This is a genomic window from Mycobacterium yunnanensis (assembly GCF_025823185.1).
Classification (GTDB): Bacteria; Actinomycetota; Actinomycetes; order Mycobacteriales; family Mycobacteriaceae; genus Mycobacterium; species Mycobacterium yunnanensis.
The window spans coordinates 169648-192006 of record NZ_JACKVK010000005.1; the positions used below are offsets into that span (position 1 = coordinate 169648).

Annotated in this window: 27 protein-coding genes; 13 read left to right on the top strand and 14 right to left on the bottom strand. The window is 67.3% G+C overall.

What is annotated here, in order from left to right:
- Positions 1 to 6: 6 nt before the first annotated feature.
- Complete coding sequence (locus tag H7K45_RS07990; RefSeq protein ID WP_263995251.1) at positions 7 to 924, bottom strand: ATP-grasp fold amidoligase family protein; 918 nt, start codon at positions 922 to 924, stop codon at positions 7 to 9.
- 33 nt (positions 925 to 957) lie between these two features.
- Positions 958 to 2019 carry a phosphotransferase gene (locus tag H7K45_RS07995; RefSeq protein WP_263995252.1) on the bottom strand — a complete coding sequence of 354 codons (1062 nt, stop codon included), beginning with the start codon at positions 2017 to 2019 and terminating at the stop codon, positions 958 to 960.
- 78 nt (positions 2020 to 2097) lie between these two features.
- Here H7K45_RS07995 and H7K45_RS08000 point away from each other — a divergent pair, with 78 nt between their 5' ends.
- The 3 genes from H7K45_RS08000 to H7K45_RS08010 all read left to right on the top strand — a co-directional run bounded on the left by H7K45_RS08000 (position 2098) and on the right by H7K45_RS08010 (position 4404).
- A complete protein-coding gene (locus tag H7K45_RS08000) occupies positions 2098 to 2568 on the top strand; it encodes a DUF4174 domain-containing protein (protein WP_263995253.1) in 471 nt (156 codons plus the stop codon).
- Positions 2562 to 3212, top strand: a complete 651-nt coding sequence (locus H7K45_RS08005; protein ID WP_263995254.1) for a CIA30 family protein — start codon at positions 2562 to 2564, stop codon at positions 3210 to 3212. The genes H7K45_RS08000 and H7K45_RS08005 overlap by 7 nt, the downstream gene beginning before the upstream one ends.
- A 139-nt stretch (positions 3213 to 3351) precedes the next feature.
- Positions 3352 to 4404, top strand: a complete 1053-nt coding sequence (locus H7K45_RS08010) for an alpha/beta fold hydrolase (RefSeq protein ID WP_263995255.1) — start codon at positions 3352 to 3354, stop codon at positions 4402 to 4404.
- Position 4405: 1 nt separating this feature from the next.
- On the opposite strand, the gene H7K45_RS08015 is transcribed toward H7K45_RS08010, so the two are convergent.
- The 6 genes from H7K45_RS08015 to H7K45_RS08040 form a co-directional block, all read right to left on the bottom strand.
- Positions 4406 to 5692, bottom strand: coding sequence for a spinster family MFS transporter (locus H7K45_RS08015; protein ID WP_263995256.1), 1287 nt, complete (start codon positions 5690 to 5692; stop codon positions 4406 to 4408).
- Positions 5693 to 5738: 46 nt separating this feature from the next.
- Complete coding sequence (locus H7K45_RS08020) at positions 5739 to 7229, bottom strand: PP2C family protein-serine/threonine phosphatase (protein WP_263995257.1); 1491 nt, start codon at positions 7227 to 7229, stop codon at positions 5739 to 5741.
- Positions 7230 to 7316: 87 nt separating this feature from the next.
- Positions 7317 to 8327 (bottom strand): carbon-nitrogen hydrolase family protein, encoded by a 1011-nt coding sequence (locus tag H7K45_RS08025; RefSeq protein WP_263995258.1) that lies wholly within the window; start codon positions 8325 to 8327, stop codon positions 7317 to 7319.
- Positions 8328 to 8365: 38 nt separating this feature from the next.
- The gene (locus H7K45_RS08030) at positions 8366 to 9799 is read right to left on the bottom strand and encodes a glutamine synthetase family protein (protein ID WP_263995259.1); all 1434 of its coding nucleotides are present in this window, start codon (positions 9797 to 9799) and stop codon (positions 8366 to 8368) included.
- A gap of 95 nt (positions 9800 to 9894) precedes the next feature.
- Complete coding sequence (locus H7K45_RS08035) at positions 9895 to 10587, bottom strand: FadR/GntR family transcriptional regulator (RefSeq protein WP_263995260.1); 693 nt, start codon at positions 10585 to 10587, stop codon at positions 9895 to 9897.
- Positions 10588 to 10673: 86 nt separating this feature from the next.
- Positions 10674 to 12104 (bottom strand): NCS2 family permease, encoded by a 1431-nt coding sequence (locus H7K45_RS08040; RefSeq protein ID WP_263995261.1) that lies wholly within the window; start codon positions 12102 to 12104, stop codon positions 10674 to 10676.
- A 118-nt stretch (positions 12105 to 12222) separates the two neighbouring features.
- Here H7K45_RS08040 and H7K45_RS08045 point away from each other — a divergent pair, with 118 nt between their 5' ends.
- Entirely contained in the window at positions 12223 to 12486 is a 264-nt protein-coding gene (locus H7K45_RS08045; protein WP_263995262.1) for a hypothetical protein, read from the top strand.
- On the opposite strand, the gene H7K45_RS08050 is transcribed toward H7K45_RS08045, so the two are convergent.
- Positions 12437 to 12877 carry a pyridoxamine 5'-phosphate oxidase family protein gene (locus tag H7K45_RS08050; protein WP_263995263.1) on the bottom strand — a complete coding sequence of 147 codons (441 nt, stop codon included), beginning with the start codon at positions 12875 to 12877 and terminating at the stop codon, positions 12437 to 12439. The two genes, H7K45_RS08045 and H7K45_RS08050, sit on opposite strands and share 50 nt — an antisense overlap.
- Before the next feature lie 53 nt (positions 12878 to 12930).
- On the opposite strand from H7K45_RS08050, the gene H7K45_RS08055 reads away from it, so the two are divergent.
- On the top strand, positions 12931 to 13272 hold the full coding sequence (locus tag H7K45_RS08055) for a nuclear transport factor 2 family protein (protein ID WP_263995264.1): 342 nt from the start codon (positions 12931 to 12933) through the stop codon (positions 13270 to 13272).
- Complete coding sequence (locus H7K45_RS08060) at positions 13269 to 14111, top strand: SDR family NAD(P)-dependent oxidoreductase (RefSeq protein WP_263995265.1); 843 nt, start codon at positions 13269 to 13271, stop codon at positions 14109 to 14111. The genes H7K45_RS08055 and H7K45_RS08060 overlap by 4 nt, the downstream gene beginning before the upstream one ends.
- 6 nt (positions 14112 to 14117) lie before the next feature.
- On the opposite strand, the gene H7K45_RS08065 is transcribed toward H7K45_RS08060, so the two are convergent.
- Positions 14118 to 14600, bottom strand: coding sequence for a nuclear transport factor 2 family protein (locus H7K45_RS08065; RefSeq protein WP_263995266.1), 483 nt, complete (start codon positions 14598 to 14600; stop codon positions 14118 to 14120).
- Between the two features lie 101 nt (positions 14601 to 14701).
- On the opposite strand from H7K45_RS08065, the gene H7K45_RS08070 reads away from it, so the two are divergent.
- The 3 genes from H7K45_RS08070 (at position 14702) to H7K45_RS08080 (ending at position 16825) form a co-directional block, all read left to right on the top strand.
- Entirely contained in the window at positions 14702 to 15301 is a 600-nt protein-coding gene (locus tag H7K45_RS08070; RefSeq protein WP_263995267.1) for a TetR/AcrR family transcriptional regulator, read from the top strand.
- Between the two features lie 81 nt (positions 15302 to 15382).
- A complete protein-coding gene (locus H7K45_RS08075) occupies positions 15383 to 15934 on the top strand; it encodes a YaeQ family protein (RefSeq protein WP_263995268.1) in 552 nt (183 codons plus the stop codon).
- A 45-nt stretch (positions 15935 to 15979) separates the two neighbouring features.
- The gene (locus H7K45_RS08080; RefSeq protein WP_263995269.1) at positions 15980 to 16825 is read left to right on the top strand and encodes a helix-turn-helix domain-containing protein; all 846 of its coding nucleotides are present in this window, start codon (positions 15980 to 15982) and stop codon (positions 16823 to 16825) included.
- A 121-nt stretch (positions 16826 to 16946) separates the two neighbouring features.
- Here the strand turns inward: H7K45_RS08080 and H7K45_RS08085 are convergent, their stop codons facing one another.
- The 3 genes from H7K45_RS08085 to H7K45_RS08095 all read right to left on the bottom strand — a co-directional run bounded on the left by H7K45_RS08085 (position 16947) and on the right by H7K45_RS08095 (position 19224).
- Positions 16947 to 17192 carry an aldo/keto reductase gene (locus H7K45_RS08085; protein WP_263995270.1) on the bottom strand — a complete coding sequence of 82 codons (246 nt, stop codon included), beginning with the start codon at positions 17190 to 17192 and terminating at the stop codon, positions 16947 to 16949.
- Positions 17193 to 17318: 126 nt separating this feature from the next.
- Positions 17319 to 18221 (bottom strand): alpha/beta fold hydrolase, encoded by a 903-nt coding sequence (locus H7K45_RS08090; RefSeq protein WP_263995271.1) that lies wholly within the window; start codon positions 18219 to 18221, stop codon positions 17319 to 17321.
- Between the two features lie 445 nt (positions 18222 to 18666).
- Positions 18667 to 19224 (bottom strand): TetR/AcrR family transcriptional regulator, encoded by a 558-nt coding sequence (locus H7K45_RS08095; RefSeq protein WP_263995272.1) that lies wholly within the window; start codon positions 19222 to 19224, stop codon positions 18667 to 18669.
- An 85-nt stretch (positions 19225 to 19309) separates the two neighbouring features.
- On the opposite strand from H7K45_RS08095, the gene H7K45_RS08100 reads away from it, so the two are divergent.
- The 4 genes from H7K45_RS08100 to H7K45_RS08110 all read left to right on the top strand — a co-directional run bounded on the left by H7K45_RS08100 (position 19310) and on the right by H7K45_RS08110 (position 21469).
- Positions 19310 to 20275, top strand: coding sequence for a zinc-binding dehydrogenase (locus H7K45_RS08100; protein ID WP_263995273.1), 966 nt, complete (start codon positions 19310 to 19312; stop codon positions 20273 to 20275).
- 21 nt (positions 20276 to 20296) lie between these two features.
- The gene (locus H7K45_RS08105) at positions 20297 to 20542 is read left to right on the top strand and encodes a hypothetical protein (RefSeq protein WP_263995274.1); all 246 of its coding nucleotides are present in this window, start codon (positions 20297 to 20299) and stop codon (positions 20540 to 20542) included.
- Positions 20443 to 20799: an SDR family oxidoreductase gene (locus H7K45_RS31665; protein ID WP_372512524.1), complete on the top strand. Its 357-nt coding sequence runs from the start codon at positions 20443 to 20445 to the stop codon at positions 20797 to 20799. The genes H7K45_RS08105 and H7K45_RS31665 overlap by 100 nt, the downstream gene beginning before the upstream one ends.
- A 79-nt stretch (positions 20800 to 20878) precedes the next feature.
- A complete protein-coding gene (locus H7K45_RS08110; RefSeq protein ID WP_276069785.1) occupies positions 20879 to 21469 on the top strand; it encodes a TetR/AcrR family transcriptional regulator in 591 nt (196 codons plus the stop codon).
- Positions 21470 to 21488: 19 nt separating this feature from the next.
- Here H7K45_RS08110 and H7K45_RS08115 read toward each other — a convergent pair whose 3' ends face one another.
- Positions 21489 to 22208, bottom strand: coding sequence for an SDR family NAD(P)-dependent oxidoreductase (locus H7K45_RS08115; RefSeq protein ID WP_263995276.1), 720 nt, complete (start codon positions 22206 to 22208; stop codon positions 21489 to 21491).
- Between the last annotated feature and the right edge of the window lie 151 nt (positions 22209 to 22359).

Sequence of the window (22359 nt, forward strand, 5' to 3'; positions counted from 1 at the left end):
GGTGCGCTAACGGTACCGCCGGGGCACCGTCCACGCGCGGCCGAACACCTCGTTGAACGAATCGGGGTCGAACGGGCTGTCACCCCCGGCGGGGAAGCTGGTGAGCTCACCGAAGACGATGCGGCCGTCTACGTCGTACAGGTCGACTCGGACGAAGTCGGTGTCGGCGCCGAGCCGCTCGGCCAGGTCCAGCATCTCGCGCAGTCGAGCCGGACGCGGGGGCTCGGGGTTGGCCCACGGCGGTCCACCGCGCAGCGGCACGTGCGTCCAGTCGGGTCGGAAGAAGTCCTGCGTCCGCCGACCAAAGCGGCCCGAGTCCACCTGTATGAACGTGCATTCGCCGTGAAAGACGAAGAACTTGTAGTCGTCGGGTATCGACCCGTCGGCGGTGGCGAGCATCTCCTCGACGATCACCCGGCGCGGGACGCGGCCGTACACCCATTCCCGGTTGGGCCCCTGACCGTAGAGTTGGGCCATCCACCCGTCCGCGATCCGGATCACGTCGGCCCGTGTCGCGACATGTGGTGCCGCGTGGCAGTACACCCAGCTGCCCGGTTCGGACGGAAGACGCGATTGGGGCGGCGCACGGTGGGAGACGACGATCGCCGCCCCGCTGCCGTGCGTCGGTTTGACGACGTACGCCTCCGGCAGGTCCACGTCGTACAACGCCGCCGGGTCCTCCACGATCGCATATACCCGCGGGAGATACTGTTCCCCAATCACTTTGGCGACGTATTCTCGGACTGCCGCCTTGTCGGCGAACGTCACGACGATGTCGCGGTGGTCGCGCAGCATCTTGTATCGGACCTTCTCGCGGAACGTGCGAGGCTTGCGAGTGCGCCAGAGCCGCACCTGGCGCACGAGTCGACTTCGCTCGCGCCAGCGGACGCCCTTACCTGAAGTGCCCCTCCGCGCCGACGTCACGGGCAGAGACTACGGCGTCGAGATGAGCGGAAGTCAGCGCGGCTCACTCTCGCCGGTACGGCAACGGGTTTCGGCCTCCGCGCACGCCGCATGCAGACGTTCGGCCGCGTGTGCGGGTGCCACGCCGAGCAGGCGCGCCAACGCGGGCACGGTGTGCTGCATCCGCATCGCGCCGTAGGCCGTCGGTTGGGTGCGGGCGCGCACCGTCCAGGTCAGCACCTGCATGCACAGCCGTGCGGTGGCCAGCGGGAAGATCGCGTCGATCTCGCCGTCGGTGAGCCGGGTGACGGCGTGATAGCCGGCAACGACGTGACCCAGGGCCCACAGCGGATCGTCCTTGCGCAGCATTGCGTAGGCGCCGGCGATCGCGGGCTCGGCGACGCGCATGCCGTGGAGCGCGTCGTTGAAGTCCAGGACGCCCGAAACCCGTTGTCGTCCTTCGACTGTGCCCACCAGGACGTTATTGTCGTTGAGGTCGTGGTGCACGACGGTGCGCGGCAGCGCGGCCAAGATCGGCTCCACGGCGGCCAAGCGGCTCAGGACGACTTCGGCGCCGAACTCGCCGGCCAGCACTGGATCGGCGTCGAGGGCGTCGCGGATGACGTCGCCGGAGCGAGCCAAGTCCCAGTGGTGGGTCTGGTGAAAGGTGGGTGAGGTGAATCCGGCCAGCGCCGAGGACACGGCGGCGGCGGTGGCACCAATGTGGTGGAGCAGCGCCGTGGAGTGCTCGCCGACGCGACTGAGCTCCGTCCCCCACACCCAGTGGAGTACACGCACCAGTCCGCGGTCGTCACCGACGTGGAGGGCGACGTGTCGCGCGCCGTCGAGTGCGCGCACGATCCGTGGCACCGCGACCCCCGGATCCTTTCCCTCTAGGTGTACGAGAATGGCTTCCTGCCAATGTAATTCGGCGACGTCGCGGACCGGGAAGTGCACCTTCACCAAGTAGGTCTCACCCGCGTCCGTGGTGAGGCGGTAATTGCGGTCCCATTCGCCGCCGAGGAACGCGAAGTCACGGGCACGAAGGCCATGACTTCGCAGGAGACTGTCGGCCAGGAAGGTCGTCGAGATGCCCTCGGTGGAGACGTCATCCATCGATGGTTCCTCCGCATCTCGTCGCCGGACTCGTGCGCCTCGACATCGTCGCGCATCTCGGTAGAGTCAAGTTTCATCATGGTAGGCAACCGCAGACTCCGCCGGTCGACGCTCGTCCTCGTCGCCGTGATGGTGAGCGCGGTGTTCGGGTCGGCTACCGCGGTGGCCGCCGAGTTGGGCGACTACCGCTGGGAGCGTCGCCCCCTGCTGATCTTCGCACCGACCGAGCGCGATCCCCGGCTCGTCGAGACGCAGCGCCGCGTGGACGCAACACGATGCGACTTCCTCGCCCGAGACATGGTGCTCGGCGTGCTGGTGGCCCAAGGCCGCAGCACGCTCGACGGTCAGCCCGTCGACGCCGGGCAGGCGTCACGGATCGCCGGTCAGTTCGGGGTCGACGCGGGTGCCTTCAGCGTGGTCCTCATCGGGAAGGACGGCGGCGAGAAGTGGCGCACCAGCGAGGTGCCCGACACGACAAGGATCTACGACGTCGTCGACGGGATGCCGATGCGCAGCCGCGAGATGAACGACGGTTCGCGCCGGTGTTGAACCTCGCGGCCGTCACCAGTCGTCGGCTGCGGCGGGGGCTGGCCGGCGTCGCGATCGCATGCTTGGCCGTGACGGTCGCGTCGTGCGGGGCCGCCACGTCGTCTCCCAGCGTTGCCGAGACGACGACCGCCGCGCCGTCGGACGTGGTGCTGACCGACCTCGACGACGCCGATGCGGTCACGGCTTGGACGACGATCAACGATCCCGTGATGGGCGGCAAGTCCACCTCCCAGGTCGCGTTCGGCGGCGGTGGGCTGACGTTCTCCGGCAACGTCTCCTTGGAGAACGGCGGAGGGTTTGCCTCGGCCCGCGGCCCGCTGGACCCCAACCTCGGCCGACGAGCGGCGGGGGCCACGGCGCTGCACGTGCACGCACTGGGCGATGGCAAGACCTATCTGTTGAAGCTGGGCGTCGCCGGGCAATCCTGGTCCTACGTCCAACGCTTCCCGACGGTGGCCTCGGTCCGGCAGACCTACGACCTACCGCTGGACGGCTTCGAGCCGGTGGGCATGCGCTTGACCCCAGACCCCGACGCTCCGCGCACACTGGATCCGTCCCTGGTCGACCAACTCTTGCTGTACATCCTCGACGAACAGCAGGGCCCGTTCGAGATCACCGTCAGCGGCGTCGACGCCACGCGCTGAGGATGTCCCACCCGGCAGATCATCGCCGTATGAGATGAGTTCCATCTCAAATGATCGTTGGACACGATGACGGTTACCGCGTCGAATGGAGGCCGAGCTTCACGACCGGCGAACGCCTCGCCGATCATGCGAGAAGGGAATGCCATCCGTGAACGGTTTCAGCAGAAGGGGTTTCGGTCGACTGACCGTTGCGGCCGCAGGTGGCCTGACACTCGCGGCGTGTGCGTCGTCTGCCGACCGCACCCCGTCGGGCGGGCCGACGACATCCCAACGGACCACCCTACCGGCCGCCCCGCAGCACACGCTGGGGCCGATCAAGCAGGTCGTCGCCGGTGACCTCGACGTGGGATACGCCGAGGCCGGACCGGCTGACGGCCCACCGGTGATCCTGCTTCACGGCTGGCCCTACGACATCCACAGCTACGCCGGCGTCAGCGCGATCCTTGCAGCGCAAGGGTTCCGGGTGATCGTGCCGTACCTACGCGGATTCGGAACGACCCGGTTTCGCTCCGACGACACCGTGCGCAACGGGCAACAAGCCGCCGTGGCCCAGGACACGATCGCCCTGATGGACGCGCTGCACATCCCGCAGGCGGTTCTCGGCGGGTACGACTGGGGCGGACGCACCGCCAATGCCGTCGCCGCCCTGTGGCCGCAGCGGTGTACGGGATTGGTCGCCGTCAGCGGCTACCTCATCGTCAACCTGGCCGCGAACCTCGAACCCCTCCCTCCCGCTGCGGAGCAGGGATGGTGGTACCAGTACTACTTCGCCACTGCCCGTGGTGAAGCCGGATACCGAAGCAACACCAAGGCTTTCAACCGCCTCATCTGGACCAACGCCTCGCCGCTGTGGCACTTCGACGACGCCACCTACGATCTGACGGCGGCGGCGTTCGACAACCCCGACCACGTCGAGGTCGTCATCCACAACTACCGCTGGCGGCTCAGCCTGGCCCCCGGCGAGGCCCGTTACGACGCCGACGAACGACGCCTCGCGGCGAAACCGGCCATCTCGGTGCCGACCATCACCATCGGCAGCGACTTCGACGGTCCCAACAAGGACGGCCAGGCCTACCGCGCGCTCTACACCGGTCCCTACCAGCACCGCGTGCTCGACGGTATCGGACACGACGTCCCCCAGGAGGCGCCGGAGGCGTTCGCGTCGGCGATCGTCGACGTGACTCGCTCGTGACTCACGGCTCCTCGACGATGTCGCGCCGATAGCGTTGCGCGGCAAGCGCATAACAGGCGATGGCCACCAGTTGCAGGGTCGGCACCAGGATGAGCAACGCCCGGCCGAGGGCCTGCGCGCCCAATTCGGGGGTGAGCGAATCGCTGATCACGCCGGTCAGGAACGGCCCGACCGCACCCATCGTCGCGTTGAAGAACAAGAAGACGGCCGACGCCGTCGCCCGTTGCTCGGCCGGCACCAAACGCTGGATCGCCGCGATCGACGGGGCCAGGTAGGAGGTCCCGATGACGTACGCCAGTGCCAGCAGCACGACGCACACCGTCTGGCTGTGCACGACGAACGCCAACACCGAAGCGGGCAGCAGGGCCGCGATGAGGATTACCACTATCCGGGGCAGCCAGCGCGGGTCACGGGTGGCCAGCCGGTCGGCGATCCGTCCGACGACCAACAACCCGATGACACCGAGCGCACCGGTGGCCAGGCCATACTCGACGCCGACCTCACCCAGCGACATGCCCCGCGTGCGCATCAGGAATGCGGGCGCAAAGGTGGTCAACGAATAACCGGCCGCCGACACCAGCGACGTGCCGGCCACCATGGCCAGAAAACTCGGTTTACGCAGCACGTTCCACCAATTCGCCGCGGCGATGCGCTCGCGCGGCGGCGGGGCGGGCAGGCTCTGCCTGCTGCCCACCACCCACAACACCAGGGGGACGAGCAACACACTGATCCCGCCCATCACCACGAATGCCGCCCGCCAACCCATGCTTTGGGCGAGCAGTCCGCCACCCAGAAGGCTGGCGGCACTGGCCAGGGGGATGGACATGGTGACGACCGCCAGTGGCGCCGAACGCTTCTCGGGGGCGAAGTTTCGCGCCACGTACGCGTGTGCCGCCGGTGTGCTGCCTGCCTCACCGATCGCCACGCCGACACGGGTCAGCGCGAGCTGCAGGCCGGATTGGACCGCGCCGCCCAGCATGGTCATCGCACCCCACAGCGTCAGGCAGCCGGCGATGACCGCACCGAACATGCCGCGGTCGGCGAACCGGGCGATCACGATGCCGAGGACGGCGTAGACGATGAGGAACCCGAACCCGTTGATGACTCCAATGGCGGTGTCGGACAACGCCAGATCTCGCTTGATGGGCTCGGCCAACACCCCCGGCAGGAAGCGGTCGACGTAGTTGAGGGTGCCGACGAGGGCGAGCACCACGACGGCGGCCCACGCACGCCTGGGCCCATGCGTGGCCAAGGGGCGTAGCGCAGCTTCATCCCGCGGTGACGGCATCGTTCTCCTCCGTGATTCGACGCCGAGCAGCCTTGCAGATGCCCCGCTAGTCGAGTGCGCCGAGGGCCAGAAGGGCGACGTCGTCGGACGGGTTCAGCTTTGGGACGAGGGTTCGGACGTCGGCGATCAATGAGCTGACGCCGACGTTCGCCCGCTCGGCGAGGAAGGCCGCCAAACTCGTCTCGTCGAAGGCGTCGGCGCCACGACGGGCCTCGACGATCCCGTCGGTGTAGAGCACGAGCGTCTGCCCCGGCCGCAGCCGCACCGAGCACGTCTGGAATTCCGCCTCGGCGAAGGCGCCGACGACCATCCCCGAACTTGGCCGCACCGGGTAGGCGGCCATCTCACCGGGGTCCAAGAGCAGAGCCGGAAGGTGACCGCCGGTCGCCACCGTCACCAGGAACCCACCGTCACCGTCCCGCTGCACCGAGCCGAGGAGAACCGTGCACAGCCGTCGGCCGTGGACTTCCCGCAACATCACCTCGTTGAGCTCGGCGAGCGCGGCCGCGAGGTCGCGGTGGTGCAGGGCGGCGGCTCGGAGCGTGTACCGAATCAAGGACGTGACGACCGCGGCCTCGACGCCATGGCCCTCGACGTCGCCGATGAAGAACGCCCACCGGTCGTCCGCCAGGGCGAAGACGTCGTAGAAGTCGCCGCCGACCTGGCGAGTGGACGCCGGGTGGTAGTGCGCCGACACGGCCATCCCGTCGATGTGCGGCAGCATCGGCGGCAGGAGGGTCCGTTGCAGGACCGACGCGTACTGGGCCACCTCGTCTCGGTCGTGCTCGGCGAAGTCGCGGTCACGTTCGGCGTCGTCGCGATCGCGGAGCGCGCGGTCACGGTCTCCCCACGCGTCGAGGCGTCCGAGCTCGGCCTCCCGACGGTCCGACCGCGCGTCGTCGCGATCGCGCCGCGCCTCGTCCCGCGCGGTCACCGCGCCGTCGAAGTCACGCCGAGCGTCCTGGCGGGCGTACTCCGCGGCGTCACCGCGACGTCGTTCGGCACGCAGCGCCTCTCGGCGCACCCGTCGCAGCTGCAGCTGCTCCATGACCACTGCCGCCACCTCGTCGAGGCGGTCGAACTGGCCGGCGCCCGTCGTGCGCGCCGTGGTGTCCATGATCGCGACCGTGCCAAGCACGTTGCCCCGGGCATCCTGGATGGGCGCGCACGCGTAGAACCGGATGTCGTGCTTGCGCACGAACGGGTTGGCCTGGACCCGCGGATCGTCCACGACGGCGGAGTACTCCCGTGGGATCTCCCCGTCGACCACGGGGCCGCACAGCCCCTGGTCGCGGGGTACGTCGCCGGCAGCCGACAGACCGTACACACCGAGGAACCAGTTGCGTCGATCGTCGACCAGGGAGACCGTCGCCATCGACGTCCCGTGGATTCCCGCTGCCAAGGCCGCGATCCGCGTGAACACCCGAGAGTCGTCGGCGTCGGTCATCACGTACTGCTTGACCGCTTCGAGGCGGGTGGCCTCCCCGTCGACGTCGGGTCCCTGTGAAATGGCGTCACATCCTGCGTGGTGTCGCACGACATCGTCAGTCGGTGCCGCGAAGGTCACTCGATGATTCCATCAGCGCGCATGATCACGCAACGCCGCATGCTCGGGCCCGGGACCTCAGGTAAGACCGTCGGCGTCGTCGGTGAACCGGACCGGTTCCGATCGCGCCCGGTTGACGACCGACCGGAAGACGTCGGGGCGCGTGTAGTGCCCGGTCGGGTCGAAGTTGAGGCGTTCCGCCGAGACGCGGTCCAGGTCGAGATCGGCCACGATCACGCCCTCCACGCCGACGACCGGCGGGATGAGCCATTTCCCGTCGGGCCCGGCGATGGCACTGCCGCCGTCGAAGACCACTGCATCGCAGGCCTCTCGAAGCTGTTTCGCCAACGGAAAGTCAGCTGGTATGGAGTCGGCGGTGATCAGTCCGGACGCGGCGACGCTGAAGACCCGACCCTCGGCGGCGACGAACCTGGTGACGTCACCGGTCAACGCGCTCGACCCCGGCCACGCGGCGACGTGAACGGTCTCGCCCTGCGCGTATAGAGCGGTGCGTGCCTGGGGCATCCAATTCTCCCAGCAGTTCAGCGCGCCAACGTCGGCATTGCCGACGTGGTGGACGAGCAGGCCGGCACCGTCTCCCTGCCCCCACACCAGACGCTCGTCGTAGGTGGGCACCAACTTGCGGTGGTGCCCCACCAGTCCGCGCCGCGGGTCGATGGTCAGGAGCGTGCACCATGCGGTACCGCGGCCGGCACCGCGTCCCCGTTCGGTGACGCCGACGACGAGGGTGACCCCGAGATCGGCGGCCGCGGTCTCCATCTCCCGTCGTTCCGGGCCGTCGACTTCGACGGCGGAATCCAAATAGTACGCGTAGCAGTTCTTTTGGTCTGGATGGTCGAACAGCGCCCCGTGGGTGCGCGACGGCCAGAAGGGATATCCGGACAGGTAGGTCTCCGGGTACGCGACGAGCGTGGCGCCGGCAGCCGCCGCAACGCGGGCGGCGTCCAGGATGCGGGTCAGGCGTGCCGCGGGTTGGAGCCACGGGCCACCCAACTGAGCCGCGGCCACCGTGATCGAATTCGGCCCCGGCGCCGCCTCGCGATGCTCCGCGATCACCGTCAACGTCATGAGTCCTGCCTTCGGATCGAGTTGAGCGCGAATGGAACTCAGTAGACTTCGAAGTACTCCCGTTGCTCCCAGTCGGTGACGTGCGCGTTGAAGCGTGACACCTCCTTCTGCTTGACGGTGGTGAGGTAGTTGACGAAGGCGTCACCGAGTTCCCGTCGCATGACCTCACTGTTCGCGAAGTGGCCGAGGGCCTCCTCGAGCGTGCCCGGTATCAGCGGTACGTCGGCGGTGTACGCCTCGTCGGCCGAGGGGCCCGGGTCGAGCTTGCGGGCGATGCCGTCGCGACCGCTGATCAATTGCGAGGCCATGTACAGGTATGGGTTGGCCGCAGGCTCGCCGATTCGGTTCTCGAGGTGCGTCGAGCCGTCGCCGCGGGCACCCGACACCCGAATCATGGCGCCACGATTCTCCTCAGCCCACGCGATCCGATCGGGTGCAAAGGAATTGGCGATGTAGCGCTTGTAGCCGTTGACGGTGGGCGTGGTGAGCACCGAGCTGGCCTTCGCATGCTCGAGCAAGCCGGCCATGTAGTGCATGGCGGTGTCGGAGAGCAGCGTGCCGTCGGTGCCGGGAAAGACGTTCGCCGCGCCCGCGTCACCGAGGGACTGATGCAGGTGCCATCCGCTGGAGACGATGTTGGGCAAGGCCGGACGCGACATGAACGTGGCGTGATACCCGCGTCGCCGACAGATCTGCTTGATGGCGCTACGGATCAAGAGCACGTTGTCGGCGGTTCGAATGCCGCCGAGCGGGTCGAAGGACATCTCCACCTGACCCGGTCCCCATTCGTCCTCCACGGTGGCCAAAGGCATTCCCAGCGCGACGATTTCGTCACGCAGCACCGACAGGATGGCGTCTGCCTCGTCGCCGCGATTCTCCGTCAGGTACTGATACCCGTGGGACAACGCCGTCACCTCTGGCGCGGCCGGGGGCCAGCCGGAATCGGCGAAGCTGAGCTTCGGGTCGACCAGACGGGTGATGTAGAACTCGAGTTCGGCGCCGGTCGTGAAGCTGAACCCCTCCGACTCCAGCTTCGCCAACTGCGTCGAGAGCACCCCGCGGGTGTCGAACGGGACTCGCTCGCCGTTGCGGTAGTACATCTCGGAGAGCACCCAGCCGGTTCTGTCGGCCCACGGCAGTACGCGGAAGGTCGTCGGATCCGGGACGAGCACCGCATCGGGCAGCCCGGTCAACCTGTCGTCGCCGAAGCCCTGCGCCTCGAACGGCGGCACGGCCGGGTTGTTGGTGGTGTCGAAGATGAGCGTCGCCGTCTGAAAGTCCTTGCCCTCCTTCAGCGCCGATCGGAACGCGTCGACCTCGAGGGTCTTGCCCCGCAAGATGCCGTGCTGATCCCCCCAGCTGACGCGCACCTGCCGAAGGTCGAGTTCCTCGAGACGCGACAGCAACTTGGCCCCCGCCTCCTGCTGTTCGTCTGACCACAAACCGTTCGCCGCGATGAATCCCGAGCCCATGAGCCGCCTCTTCCGAGTGTGCAGGTGATCAGATCACCTGAAATGTAGCAGCGGCGCGTTCCGACGGCATCTCGTGCGGCGGCACGCCGCCGCAATCAGCGCCTGACGAGGCGATCGGTGGTGCCGACGAGGTGCGCGAGCATCCTGTCGGCCGCCATGACACCGTCACGCGCGCGGATGGCGTCGACGATGCCGTGGTGATCGGCGAGCGACTGCTCGGGCTGCCCGGGCCGGGTCAGCGACGTCTCCGACGTCCGGTCGAGTGCGGACTTCAACCCCTTCAACAACCGGAGCAGCAACGGGTTGTGCGCGGCGGCCGCCACCCCAAGGTGAAACCGGCGGTCGCCGTCCAATCCGGCCTGCCCCGAATCGATTTCAGCCTTCATCTGCTTGAGTGCCGCATCCAGTTCGCGCAGATCCGCCTTCGTCGCATGCACCGCTGCCAGCCGCGCGCACTGCGTCTCCAGGGCCTGGCGCGTCTCCCAGATGTAAGGGTGGTCGACGTGGGTCTCCACGAGTTCGGCCGCCAGCGACGCGATGATGTTCTCGGGCCGCTCCAAGAGATAGATGCCGTCCCCGTGGCGGACCTCGACGATGCCTTGCGCACGCAGAGCGGTGATCGCCTCTCGAACCGACGAGCGACCCACCTGCAACTCCGTCGCCAGATCGCGGACGTTGGACAGCTTGTCGCCGGGTTGCATTCCGCTGGTGTCGATGAATTCGCGTAGCCGCTCGGCGACCTGCTCGTAGAGTGGCCGCCGGTCCACCTGGCCCATCTGGCCCGTCATCGCGTCCCCCGTCACCTGCTGATCTGGTCGTCAGACCTCAGTCTGACAGACGAGCCGTACCCTGGTCGGCCGCCAACGGCCCGCCCTCAGAGCCCGATCAGCCCCTCGAGCCATCCGCGGGCGAAGTAGACGACGAAGCCTACGGTCACGACCCACAGCAGGGGGCTGATCTCGCGGACCTTGCCGGTCGCGGACCGCGTCACCACCCATGCGATGAATCCGATCCCGATGCCGTTGGCGATCGAGTAGGTGAACGGCATTGCGGCCACGGTGAGTACGACGGGCATGGCGACCGAGAACTCGGACACGTCGATGTGCCGCAGCTGCGACACCATCATCACGCCGACGACGACGAGCGCCGCGGCGGCCACCTCCGTCGGCACGATCGACGCCAGCGGCGAGATGAACATCGCGGCCAGGAACAACACGCCGGTGACGACGTTCGCCAAGCCGGTCCGCGCTCCCTCCTCGACGCCCGCGCCGGATTCGATGAAGACGGTGTTGGAGGACGCCGACGTCGCGCCGCCGACCGCCGCACCTGCACCCTCGACGATCAGCGAGGCCTTCACGCGCGGAAAGTTCCCCTTCTCGTCGGACAGTCCGGCCTCGCGGGACAGGCCGGTCAGGGTGCCCATGGCGTCGAAGAAGTTCGCGAAGACGAGGGTGAACACCAGCATCACCGCGGCCAGGACACCGATGCGGCCGAAACTGTCGAGGCTGAACGCGCCGACGAGGGACAGGTCCGGCAACGCGAACGGCGACCCGGACAGCGTCGGTACCGACAGGCTCCAGCCGCCCGGCTGGTCGACTGACGAGCCCAGGTGCCAGATGGCCTCGACGACGACGGCGACCAGCGTGCCCGTGACGAGACCGATCAGGATGCCGCCGCGCACCCGCCGGACCACCAGCACCCCGGTCAGCAGCAGCGTGAACACGAAGACCAAGACGGGCACGGTGCTGATCGACCCGATGCCGCCCTTGCCCAGCCCGACGGGTGGCGACGGCACGCCGGTGGCGCCGACGAAGCCGGCGTCGACCAGACCGATGAAGAGGATGAACAATCCGATGCCCGCGGTGATTGCGAGCTTGAGTTCCATGGGCACGGCGTCGAACACCATCCTGCGAAGGCCCGTCGCGGCCAGGATCACGATGATGAGGCCGTTGATCACGACCAGACCCATCGCCTCGGGCCAGGTGACCGAGCCGACCACCGTGGTGGCGAGGAACGAGTTGATGCCGAGGCCGGCCGCGAAGGCGAACGGCAACCGCGCGATCACGCCGAAGAGGATCGTCATGACGCCCGCTGCCAGCGACGTCGTGGCCGACACCTGAGCGAAGTCAAGCCGGTTACCGGCCACGTCCGGTGCACTGGACAGGATGATCGGGTTCAGCACGATGATGTACGCCATCGCGATGAACGTGACCACGCCACCGCGGATCTCGGTGCCGACCGTCGACTGCCGCGCGGTGATCTCGAAGAAGCGGTCCAGACGGCTGGTGGGTTCGTTGTCCTTCACGCCGATGACCTTAGTGACGCCCAGATTTCGACCCCGGCGGGGAGCCGACCTCGTGATCCGCGGCGACGCCACGAGTACGGTCTCACTAGTAGTCGACGGTCGACATCACCGGAGGATCATGGCGCCCCACCCGCCCGACTCGCCGTCGCCGCCCTTCGGTCTGGGGTGGGACGGCGAGCCCTACACGCATCCACCGGGTCCCCCGCCGCCGACGCGTGGCCTCACCTTCACCCCGAAGGTGCTGGTGGTCATCGTCGTGTTGGTCGCCGTTCTGGTGGCAGGAATCGTGGCGTTCGCCGTCGTGACGGGCGCGCTCGACCCTGGCGGCGACGCTACGACTGTTCCGTCGTCGACTCTCCATAGGCCCACGACCTCGTCCTGACGGGGGTCACGCGGATGTAGGCGGCGCCCGGTCGGGGTGCAGTCGGCCATTCGGCTTCTGGCACGCCGCGGGCGCGCGCCCCCTCCCTCGCGAGCTGAAGCGCTTCGTCCGACTCGCGGACGACGCGGGCGTGACCTTGCAGCATCACGCCCCGGATGTCGGCCATGGTGGAGCCGTCCTCGAGCAAGACGCTCACATTCGGATTGCGCTCGACGTTGGAGATCTTGTGCGTCTCGTCCCGTACTCCCATGACGACGTCGCGGCCGAGGCGAAAGTACCCGAGCGGGACGGAGTGCGGGAATCCGTCGTCGTCGATGGTGGTCAGTATCGCCCAGCCGGGGCGGCTGTCGAGATACGCCTCGATTTCTTCGTCACTGAGCTTGCGGGGCATGGAGAAAGGCTAGGGCTTGACTCTCCCCTTGGGGGAAGTTCGAGGGTGGTGTCATGACTACGACATGGGATGAACTCCCCGACACCGTCACCACGTTCATGACCGCACTCGACGCCCGTGAGGTCGACCGGGTGCTGGCCACACTGACCCCTGATGCGGTCGTGACCGACGAAGGCCACGACTACACCAGCGCCGAGCAGATCGGGACCTGGGTGGCCACCGCGGCCAGCGAGTACACCTACACGACCACCGTCACCGGCGCGAGCGTCACCGCCACCGGCGTGGTCGTCGGACAGCACCTGGAGGGCGACTTCCCCGGCGGGGTGGCCGACCTGCACTACCGCTTCACCCTCGCCGACGGCGGGTCGATCAGCCAGGTGGTGATCGAACCATGAGCAGCAGGCGGTGGTTCATCACCGGCGGCACCCCGGGCAACTTCGGGATGGCCTTTGCCGAGGCCGCCCTTCAGGCCGGAGACGTCGTCACGGTGACTTCCCGGCGACCGCAGGAGTTGGCGGGGTGGGCCGATCAGTACGGTGACCGCGTCCTGGTCGTGCCGCTGGAGCTCACCGACCCCACCGAGGTACGGGCCGCGGTGCACGCCGCCGAAGAGCGCTTCGGGGGGATCGACGTGCTGGTCAACAACGCCGGCCGTGGGTGGTACGGATCGATCGAAGCGATGGACGAATCCTCGATGCGGGCGATGTTCGAACTGAACTTCTTCGCGGTGCTGTCGGTGACCCGGGCGGTGCTGCCGGGGATGCGCGCACGGGGAGACGGGTGGATCGTCAACGTGTCCTCGGTGGCCGGGCTGGTCTCGGCCCCTGGGTTCGGGTACTACAGTGCGACGAAGTACGCCATCGAAGCGGTCACCGACGCGTTGCGTGACGAGGTTGCCCCCCAAGGGATCTCGGTGCTGACCGTCGAACCGGGCGCGTTTCGCACCAACGCCTACTCCGGTTTCGCCGAGGAGCCCGTCAGCGAGCGCATCCCGGTGTATCACGACATCCTCGAGCAGGTTCGGGCGACGTTCGTGGCAATGGACGGGACGCAACCCGGCGACCCGCACCGCGGTGCCCGCGCGGTCATCGAGGCGATGGCCCAGAACCCACCGCCCCGCAGGTTGGTGCTGGGCAACAGCGGATACGACGCCGTCGTCGACGCCTTCGGGCACACCCTGGCCGACATCCGCGCGAACGAGACCCTTTCTCGCAGTGCGGACTTCCCCACCTGAGGATACCTACAGGCCGAGGTCGGACAGGTTGGCGTGGTCGGCTGGGCGCGGACCACTCCGGTCCCAGAAGAACAGACGATCGCCGTCCTGGATGGGTACGTCGTTGATGCTGGCGTAACGGTGGGTCATCAAGCCCGACCCGTCGAACCACCAGTTCTCGTTGCCGTATGCGCGGAACCACTCTCCGGAGTCGGTGTGGTACTCGTAGGCGAACCGCACGGCGATGCGGTCATCGCCGTGGGCCCACAGCTCCTTGATCAACCGGTACTCGTGCTCGCGGTTCCACTTGCCGGTCAGGAATGTCACGATCTCCTCGCGGCCAGTGATGAACTCCGAGCGGTTGCGCCACCGGCTGTCGACGGAGTAGGCCCTCGAGACGGTCTGAGGATCGCGGGTGTTCCAGGCATCCTCGGCGAGTCTTACCTTGAGGGCGGCAGACTCGTCGGTGAAGGGCGGAACCGGCTTCTTCACCTCTGTGGAAGTGGTCATCGTCGTCTCGCTTTCGGGCAGCACCAAAGTCGTCGCGTAGACAGGTCTGTCTACGCGACGGACAGTAGCCCCTGTAGACCGACCTGTCTACACTCACTTGCGTGAATGTCTCCGACACACTCGATCCCCCGCTCGACGTGTCCACGCTGCCCGCTCGCGAGCGAATACTGACCGCCGCGTACCGGTCGTTCTACCGCAACGGAATTCGAGCGACCGGGGTCGACAAGGTGATCGCCGAAGCCGGCGTCACCAAGGTGACCTTCTACCGTCACTTCGAGAGCAAGGACACCTTGGTCGTCGCCTTCCTCGATCTGCGCCACCACCGGTGGATGGAGTGGTTCCGCGACGCACTCGAGCGTCATGCCACATCGGGTAGACGAGGACGTTCGCCGGTCGTCGGCGCCATCGAGGAGTGGCTGACGGCGGACTCGTTTCGCGGGTGCGCCTTCATCAACAGCGTCAACGAGCTCGGTGGCGACCTCCCCCAGATCTACGACATCGCGGCCCGGCACAAGACCGACATGGTCGCCGCCATCAGAGACACGTTGCCACCGGGACCCCATCGCACCCGCAACGCCCAAGCTCTTGGCGTCGCGGTGGACGGCGCGATCGTGCATGCCCAGTACGCGCGGGGCGGTGCCGCCGCAGTGAAGGCCTTGGCCACGATCGCCGCGTCGCTTCGGGCGGACGAGGTCGGCTGAGGCCCATGGGCCTGAATCAACCCAATACCGATTCGGAGTGCCCGACCACTCGGAGAACGAGGTCGGGGTGGACACTATGACGTGGCCCTTTCTGCAACGGTGTTCAAGGTCGAGCTTGGCGTCTCCGACGTCGACCACGGTTACTACGCCGATCACGCGCTGACCGTCGCCCGTCACCCCAGTGAGACCGATGAGCGAATGGTGGTACGAGTGCTGGCGTTTGGGCTCCGCGCACATCGGCTCGGCGACGTCGACGGCGAGTTGGCCTTCGGGGCCGGTCTGTCCACCCCTGGCGTACCGGACCTGCGGCTTGCCGACTACACGGACCGCACCGTGGAGTGGATCAACGTGGGTCAGCCCGATGAACGCGTCCTTGGCAAGGCGGCCAGCCAGGCCGACCAGGTGCTGCTGTTCCCCTTCGCCGCCGGCGTCGCGACCTGGTGGCGCACCGTGGGACCCAAGGTGGCGGGTCTGCCGAACCTGTCGGTGGTTCGGATACCGCACGAGCCGGTGCAGCAGCTCGCTCAGACCGTCGATCGACGGGTCTCGGCGCAGGTGATGGTGATGGAAGGTCAGGTGACGATGACCCTGGGCAGTGTCGACGTGACCTTCACACCCGAGCCGTTGCAGTGAGCCGCTGATCTACGTGGGGCGTTGCCAGCTGCGATGATGTCCGTCATGGACAGCGCCACGACACATCGCGCAGCAGAGCTGTCGTCCTTCTTGAGGGCAAGGCGGCACGCGTTGACCCCGCAAGACGCCGGCCTCGTACCTGGCGCCGGACGGCGGGTTCAAGGACTTCGTCGGGAGGAGCTGGCACTCCTCGCCGGGTTGAGCACCGATTACTACCGACGGCTCGAACAAGGTCGTGAACATCGCCCGTCGCTACAGGTGCTTCGGGCGCTCGCCCGCGCGTTGCGCCTGGACCCGCACGCGACCGCGTACCTCATCTCCCTCGTCCATCCGGCCCCCCTCGTGGCGCCGGCGCGCGCGACCACCGCCGCCTCCGTGGGCGTCCAGCTCCTTCTCGACCATGGTCTGCGCGTGCCGGCGTTCGCCGTCGACCTCGGCCTCAACATCCTCGCCATCAACGCGACCGGACGCGCGCTGTACAGCGGGTTCGACGACACCGACAACCTCGCCCGCATGGTGTTCCTCGACCCCGCCGCCCAGAGTTTCTACCCCAACTGGCACCACGTGGCCACACAGACGGTCGGCAACCTCCGGTGGGGTCTGACGGCATTCCCGGGCGACGACCGCATTACCGAGGTGGTGGACGAACTGTCAGCTCAGAGTTCGGTATTCACCGAGCTGTGGGCGACACACCACGTTCGCCCGCGCACCGGCGAAGACAAACTCTTTCATCACCCACAACTCGGCGAACTGCGTCTCCACTTCGAGGCGCTCGAGCTAGCGGACGCCCCCGACCAGCGACTGTTCGTGTACTGCGCACTCGACGGCGGGCCCTTCCCCGACGCCGTCGCGCTGCTGGAGACTCTGACCGAGTCGTCGGTGTCACTGTAGCGTCAAACCTGCTGTGCCACAGGCGGTGTCACTCAAACCGCCTTCAAGATCGCTCAGTGCGTCGCCGCGGTGAGCCGGTCGACTTGCTCCGTGGTCAACCGCAGTTGGGCAGCCGCCACATTCACTTCGAGATGCGTGCGCTGCGGTCGATGACGTTGAACCGGCTCTGGACACTCACGATGTCGGCAATCTGTCGGGCCTCGCCGAGTTGCGCAGGAGTGCACTGCGACATGCGGATCTCGCGGATCTTGCCCTCGTCCTGAAGGGCCTTGAACTCACCGATCTGTTCTGCCAGAGGGACTTTGGGGTCGACTCGGCAATGTCGATGGTCTGCGGGATTACGTTCGTCATCTTCTGATACCTCCACTTCTCGGCTTCCGACATGGCCCCGTGAACCGTCGTGCTACCGGTCCGACGTGCGCCACTGCAAACCACGCTAAGCGGCATTTGGCGACCTACGGGGGAGCAATGCACCCCCCCAGGACCGGCAGGACTATCGCACCCGAGCGGCCGCGTCGAAGTCGCAGAACATCTTCGTGAAGTACGCAGGCTGCTCCTCGGCCACCCAGTGGCCGCAGTCCGGGACGAGTTGGCCCGTCGCCGAATCGGCGACCTCTTCGCACATGTCCAGGAAGTTCGTCGCGAGAGGATTGGCGGCACCTCCGGAAGCCAGCACGGGGACGGTGAGCTTGCCGTGCTCTCGCAGGGCGGTGCGATTGTCTTCGGCGTCGCGGTCGAGTTCCCGGTAGACCTCGCACATTGCGCGGATGGCACCTGGGGCTTCGTACGCGCGAGCGTAGACGTTTAGGTCTCCGTTGGAGATCGCATCCGGTTGGTAGGTCAATTCGTCGAAGAATCGGTTGACGTACCAGCGTTCGCGTCCGTGCACGAGATACACGGCGACGTCCGGGTTGGCGTGAAAGGAGAACTGCCACGCCGACTTCTGAGCCATCCGCCGTCGGTAGTAGTCCGTGCCGGGCAGCGGAGCCTCCATGAATGTGGCGCTGACGACGTCGGCGCGGTAGCGCAGGGCGAAGCCGAGGGCCACTGTCGAACCGAGGTCATGGCCGACGAGCGACACGGGCTCCTCGACTCCCAGCACCTCGCGCACGAGGGTGTGGATGTCGCCAGCCATGGTCCACTTGTCGTAGCCGTCACGGGGTTTGTCTGACGCGCCTGCACCGCGGTAGTCGGGCATGACCACGCGGTAGCCGGCAGCCGCGAGCGGCATCATCACCTTGCGCCACTCATAGCGGGTCTGAGGCGCCCCGTGCAGGAGTACGACCGTCTTCGTCGGCTCGGGTGGCGTGGCGACGGTGTAGCCGATGCGAACCGACTCGGCGGCGTCGACCCACGCCCGACCGTGGTGGACGTCGACGTCGTGCGCTGTGGTCATGGCGGACGCCTTTCTGCGTGTTCAGATCGTGCCGACTCAGTGTCGAACGGTGATCGCAGTCAAGGGGGGCACTGACTCGGCCCCCTTGGCGGCCGATGGCAGCGACACGACCGCCAAGCTGCCATTACGCTCGTTGACGTGTTCTCACGCTGGCGTATCCTTCGGGACCCTCCGGTTCCGCTCACAGCGCCCCAAGAGCGCGTCGCTCTGCATGCGGCCGCGCGGGCCGCCCGTGAGGCGCGCCGCTCACTGCGAACGTCGCGGGGTTCATATCGCGCCTACCGGGCCGGGGCTGGTGAGGTCTACCTCGACTGGCCACGCTGGCATGCCGCCTACCTGAAGGAATACCGCGGTGGCATGCTGAACGAAGGGGGCTCGGATTCCCGTAGCTTTCCCTTGACTGGTGACCTCGGGGCTCCGTGATCCATCCTCCGGGGCAAACGGCTCACGCGCGGAAGGCGTCGATGGCCAGGGCAGCGAAGCGCCGCGTTGCCGCCTCCCGCTTGGCTTGCGGCAGGGAGCCCAGCGCGCGCCCAGCCAGCAGCACGAGGACCAGGTCGTCGATGGTGAAGTCCCGACGAAGCGCACCGGCGGCCTGCGCGCGGCGGCCCAGCGCCGCCAGTGCCCTTAGCGCGGCTCGGCGGCGATCCGCGTAGCCGGCGGGCTCGGAATTGGCCAATGTGAATGCGTCCATGAAGCCCTGATTGCGGCCGTTGAGCACACTGAGCCCCTCGATGACCGAGCAGAATCCGCGCCACGGATCGCTGTCGGCGCAGCCGTCGTCGACGATGGTTTCGCACAGTCGCGCCTCGTCGGCGAACGCCGCTTCGACCAGGTCGACCTTGGTGGGAAATCGTCGGTAAAGGGTGGCGGGTCCCACTTCAGCTCGGCGCGCGACTTCCCGCATGGTGACGTCGAGTCCGCGTTCGGCGAACAACTCGCGCGCCACCAGGAGGACTCGATCGCGGTTGTCTCGTGCGTCGGATCGCAACACTTGAGGCATCTCACCGATCCTGTCTCTCACTTCGCGCAAGTGGACGGGGGCGTCCACTAGCCTCCGACGGTACCCGCCAGCGAGAGGAATCGAAGTGCGAGCAGTAGCCATCCAACGGTTCGGCGATCCGACCGGCATGGCGATGATCGAGGCACCGTGTCCCATCGCCGAGCGAGGCCAGGTGATCATCGAAACCGGCGCGATTGGTGTCGGTGGAGTCGACGCGATGATCCGCCGCGGAACGGTGGCAGACATGCATCCGATGCCCGTTGGTCTCATCCCCGGCAGCGAAGTTGCCGGGGTGGTGGCAGCCGTCGGTGCAGACGTGGACGAGTCGTGGATCGGCCGCCGCGTCTGGGCGTTCACCGGAGTGGGCGGCGGCTACACCGAAGTCGCCAAGGCACGGGTTGGTGACATCGTGCCCATCCCCGATGACCTGACATTCACCGACGCGGTGGCAATAGGAAGTGCTGGCCCCGTCGCCCACTTCGCCTTGTCGCACGCGCATTTCGGGTCGGCTGACGCCGTGCTGGTACGCGGCGCAGCAGGCAGCATCGGCATCGCGACGGTAGAACTAGCTGCCCGCGCCGGGGCTCAGATCATCGCGGTGACCACGTCCTCGACGGAACGCGGTACCAGGCTCCGCGAGTTCGGCGCGACACACGTCCTGGATCGCGCAGGCAACGGTGACGCGTCTGCGCCGGAGAGCTTCGACGTAATCGTCGACGTCATCGGAGGTGCCCTGGTACCGGCGTTCATCGATCGACTGGCCCCGAATGGCCGAATGGTCCTCGCAGGCATGGTCGCCGGCCCGGTGCCGTCGGACGTCGGATCGCGGTTGTTACGAGGCTTTCAGTTGTCGCGCTCGTTGGCCACCTTCAGTCTCGACACCGTCCCGGCCGATGCCACGAACCGCGTCAGGCGGGAGCAGTTCGTCGCCGTGACCCGCGGTGGACTCAGTGCGGTGGTGCAGGACGTGCTGCCGCTGGACCGGGCCGCGGACGCGCACCGCCTGATGGATGCCGGACAGGTCTTCGGCCGCATCGTCCTCACGCCGTAGCCAAGACGAAAGGACAAGGCAATGACTACCTTCCCGCCGCTCGGCACCGACTTTCCCGAGGTCGGCTGCGCGCTGGTCTTTGGCGGTTCCGGCGGAATTGGTGCGGCAAGCGCGGCGCTGCTGGTCCAGCGTGGATGCAACGTCGTACTCACCTACGGGTCACGACGATCGGAGGCCGAGCAGTTAGCCGCAGACACTTCAGTACGGGCCCGCTCGCCGATCTCAGCACGGACGACTTCGTCGACGTACTACGCGCCGAAGTCGTAGGTTTGTTCAACGTCGCCAAATCGACTGTCCCGGCTCTGCGTTCAGGTGGAGGCGGCTCCGTCGTCGCGGTGGTCGCATCCTCCACCACGCGGACGGTGCCCACCAACACCATGTCGGCAGTGCCAAAATCAGCTGTAGCCATGATGATTCGCCAGATGGCGACCGAAGAGGGCCGCAATGACATCCGGGCGAACGCGGTAGGCCCCGGGATAATCGACGGCGGCATGGTGGACACAGCGTGTGAACACCGGCAATAGGGCGTAGGAGAGGCGACCCCACGAGCGACCTAAGATGACCGCTCGGTTGACTTGCTAGAATTCATCGGTGCCGTCCACCATGCGCCCGCTGCGCGCGGACGCGACCCGCAACCGCGAGTTGCTCCTCGCTGCGGCGGAGGCGGAGTTCACCGAGCGGGGTTCTGCGGCATCGGTGGCCGACATCGCGCGGCGGGCCGGCGTCGCGAAGGGGACCGTCTTTCGGCACTTCCCGACGAAGGAAGACTTGATCGCATCCATCGTCGGCGGCCATGTCGCCGCGTTGATCAACGAGGCACGGCGGCAATTGAATTCGCCAGATTCCGGTGCGGCGCTCCTGGAGTTCCTGACCGTCGCCGCCGATCAGCGCCGGCAGCATGATCTGACGTTCCTCCAATCGGTCAGCGAAGGCGACTCACGGGTCACCGAGCTACGCGACGAGTTGTTGGCCTGCGTCGACCTACTCGTCGCCGCGGCACGACAGGAGGGCACCGTGCGCGACGACGTCACCGGTGCCGACGTCTTCCTGCTGATGTGCGCACCCATTCACGTGGTGGACAACCTCGCGGATCCACCACCGGACCTCTGGCGTCGCTATCTCGCACTCATCTTCGACGGTCTACGCCCGCAGGGCGCCCACCCCTTGCCGCAGCCGGCACCGAGCATTCCGTGAGCCCACCGGCCGCCCGCGTTCACCTCGAGAGGGGGAAGATCTGCGGCGGCCCGCTCAGCGTCGCCTTGGCACTCACCCCGGCGGGATCGAGGACCTCGACGTCGCCGGCTTCGAGACCGTCGAGCGCCAAGGCGACGATGTCGGCAGGGGCGATCACCGCATCGGGCGCGATCTCGATGCCCTCCCGCTCGGCGAACGCGTAGAGCGTGTCGGTACCCACCGGACCCGGAACCAGGGCGGTGACCTGAGTACCTTGGCCCGCCAACTCCAGCCGCACTCCGTTGGTCAGCCCCCACTGGGCAGACTTGGCTGCGGCGTAGGCGGTGTTGCCCTCGACCGTCGTCCACGCCACGGCCGACAGGACGTTGAGGATGGCTCCGCCACCGTTGCGGGCCAGAATCGGCGCGAACGCCCGGATCATCGCCAATGTGCCGAAGTAGTTCGATTCCATCGTCGAGCGGATCGCACGGAGGTCGCCGGTCACCAGGCTGCCGCCGGCGGTGTCGGCGGCGTTGTTGATCAGCACGTCGACGTCACCAGCCAGTTCGGCGGCGGCTGCGACGGAGGCGTCGTCGGTGATGTCCAGTGGCAGCACCTCGGCGCCGGGCACGTCCACCAGCTCGGGTCGTCGCGCAGTGGCGTAGACCTTCGCACCGCGCGCGAGGAGGTCCAGTGCGAACTGAGCACCGATCCCTCGGTTCGCGCCGGTGACGAGAGCGGTGGCGCCGTTGAGCTTCATGAGGTTCCTTCTACCGACGGGAGATCCAACAAAATGACCGCACGGTCATGATAGGGCGAGCGTAGAGATAAGATGACCAGTCGGTCAAGTTGTCCGTCTTGGTACGCCTCGATGAACGGGCCGGTGCTCTGCCAGGGCTCGGAAGGCCTGC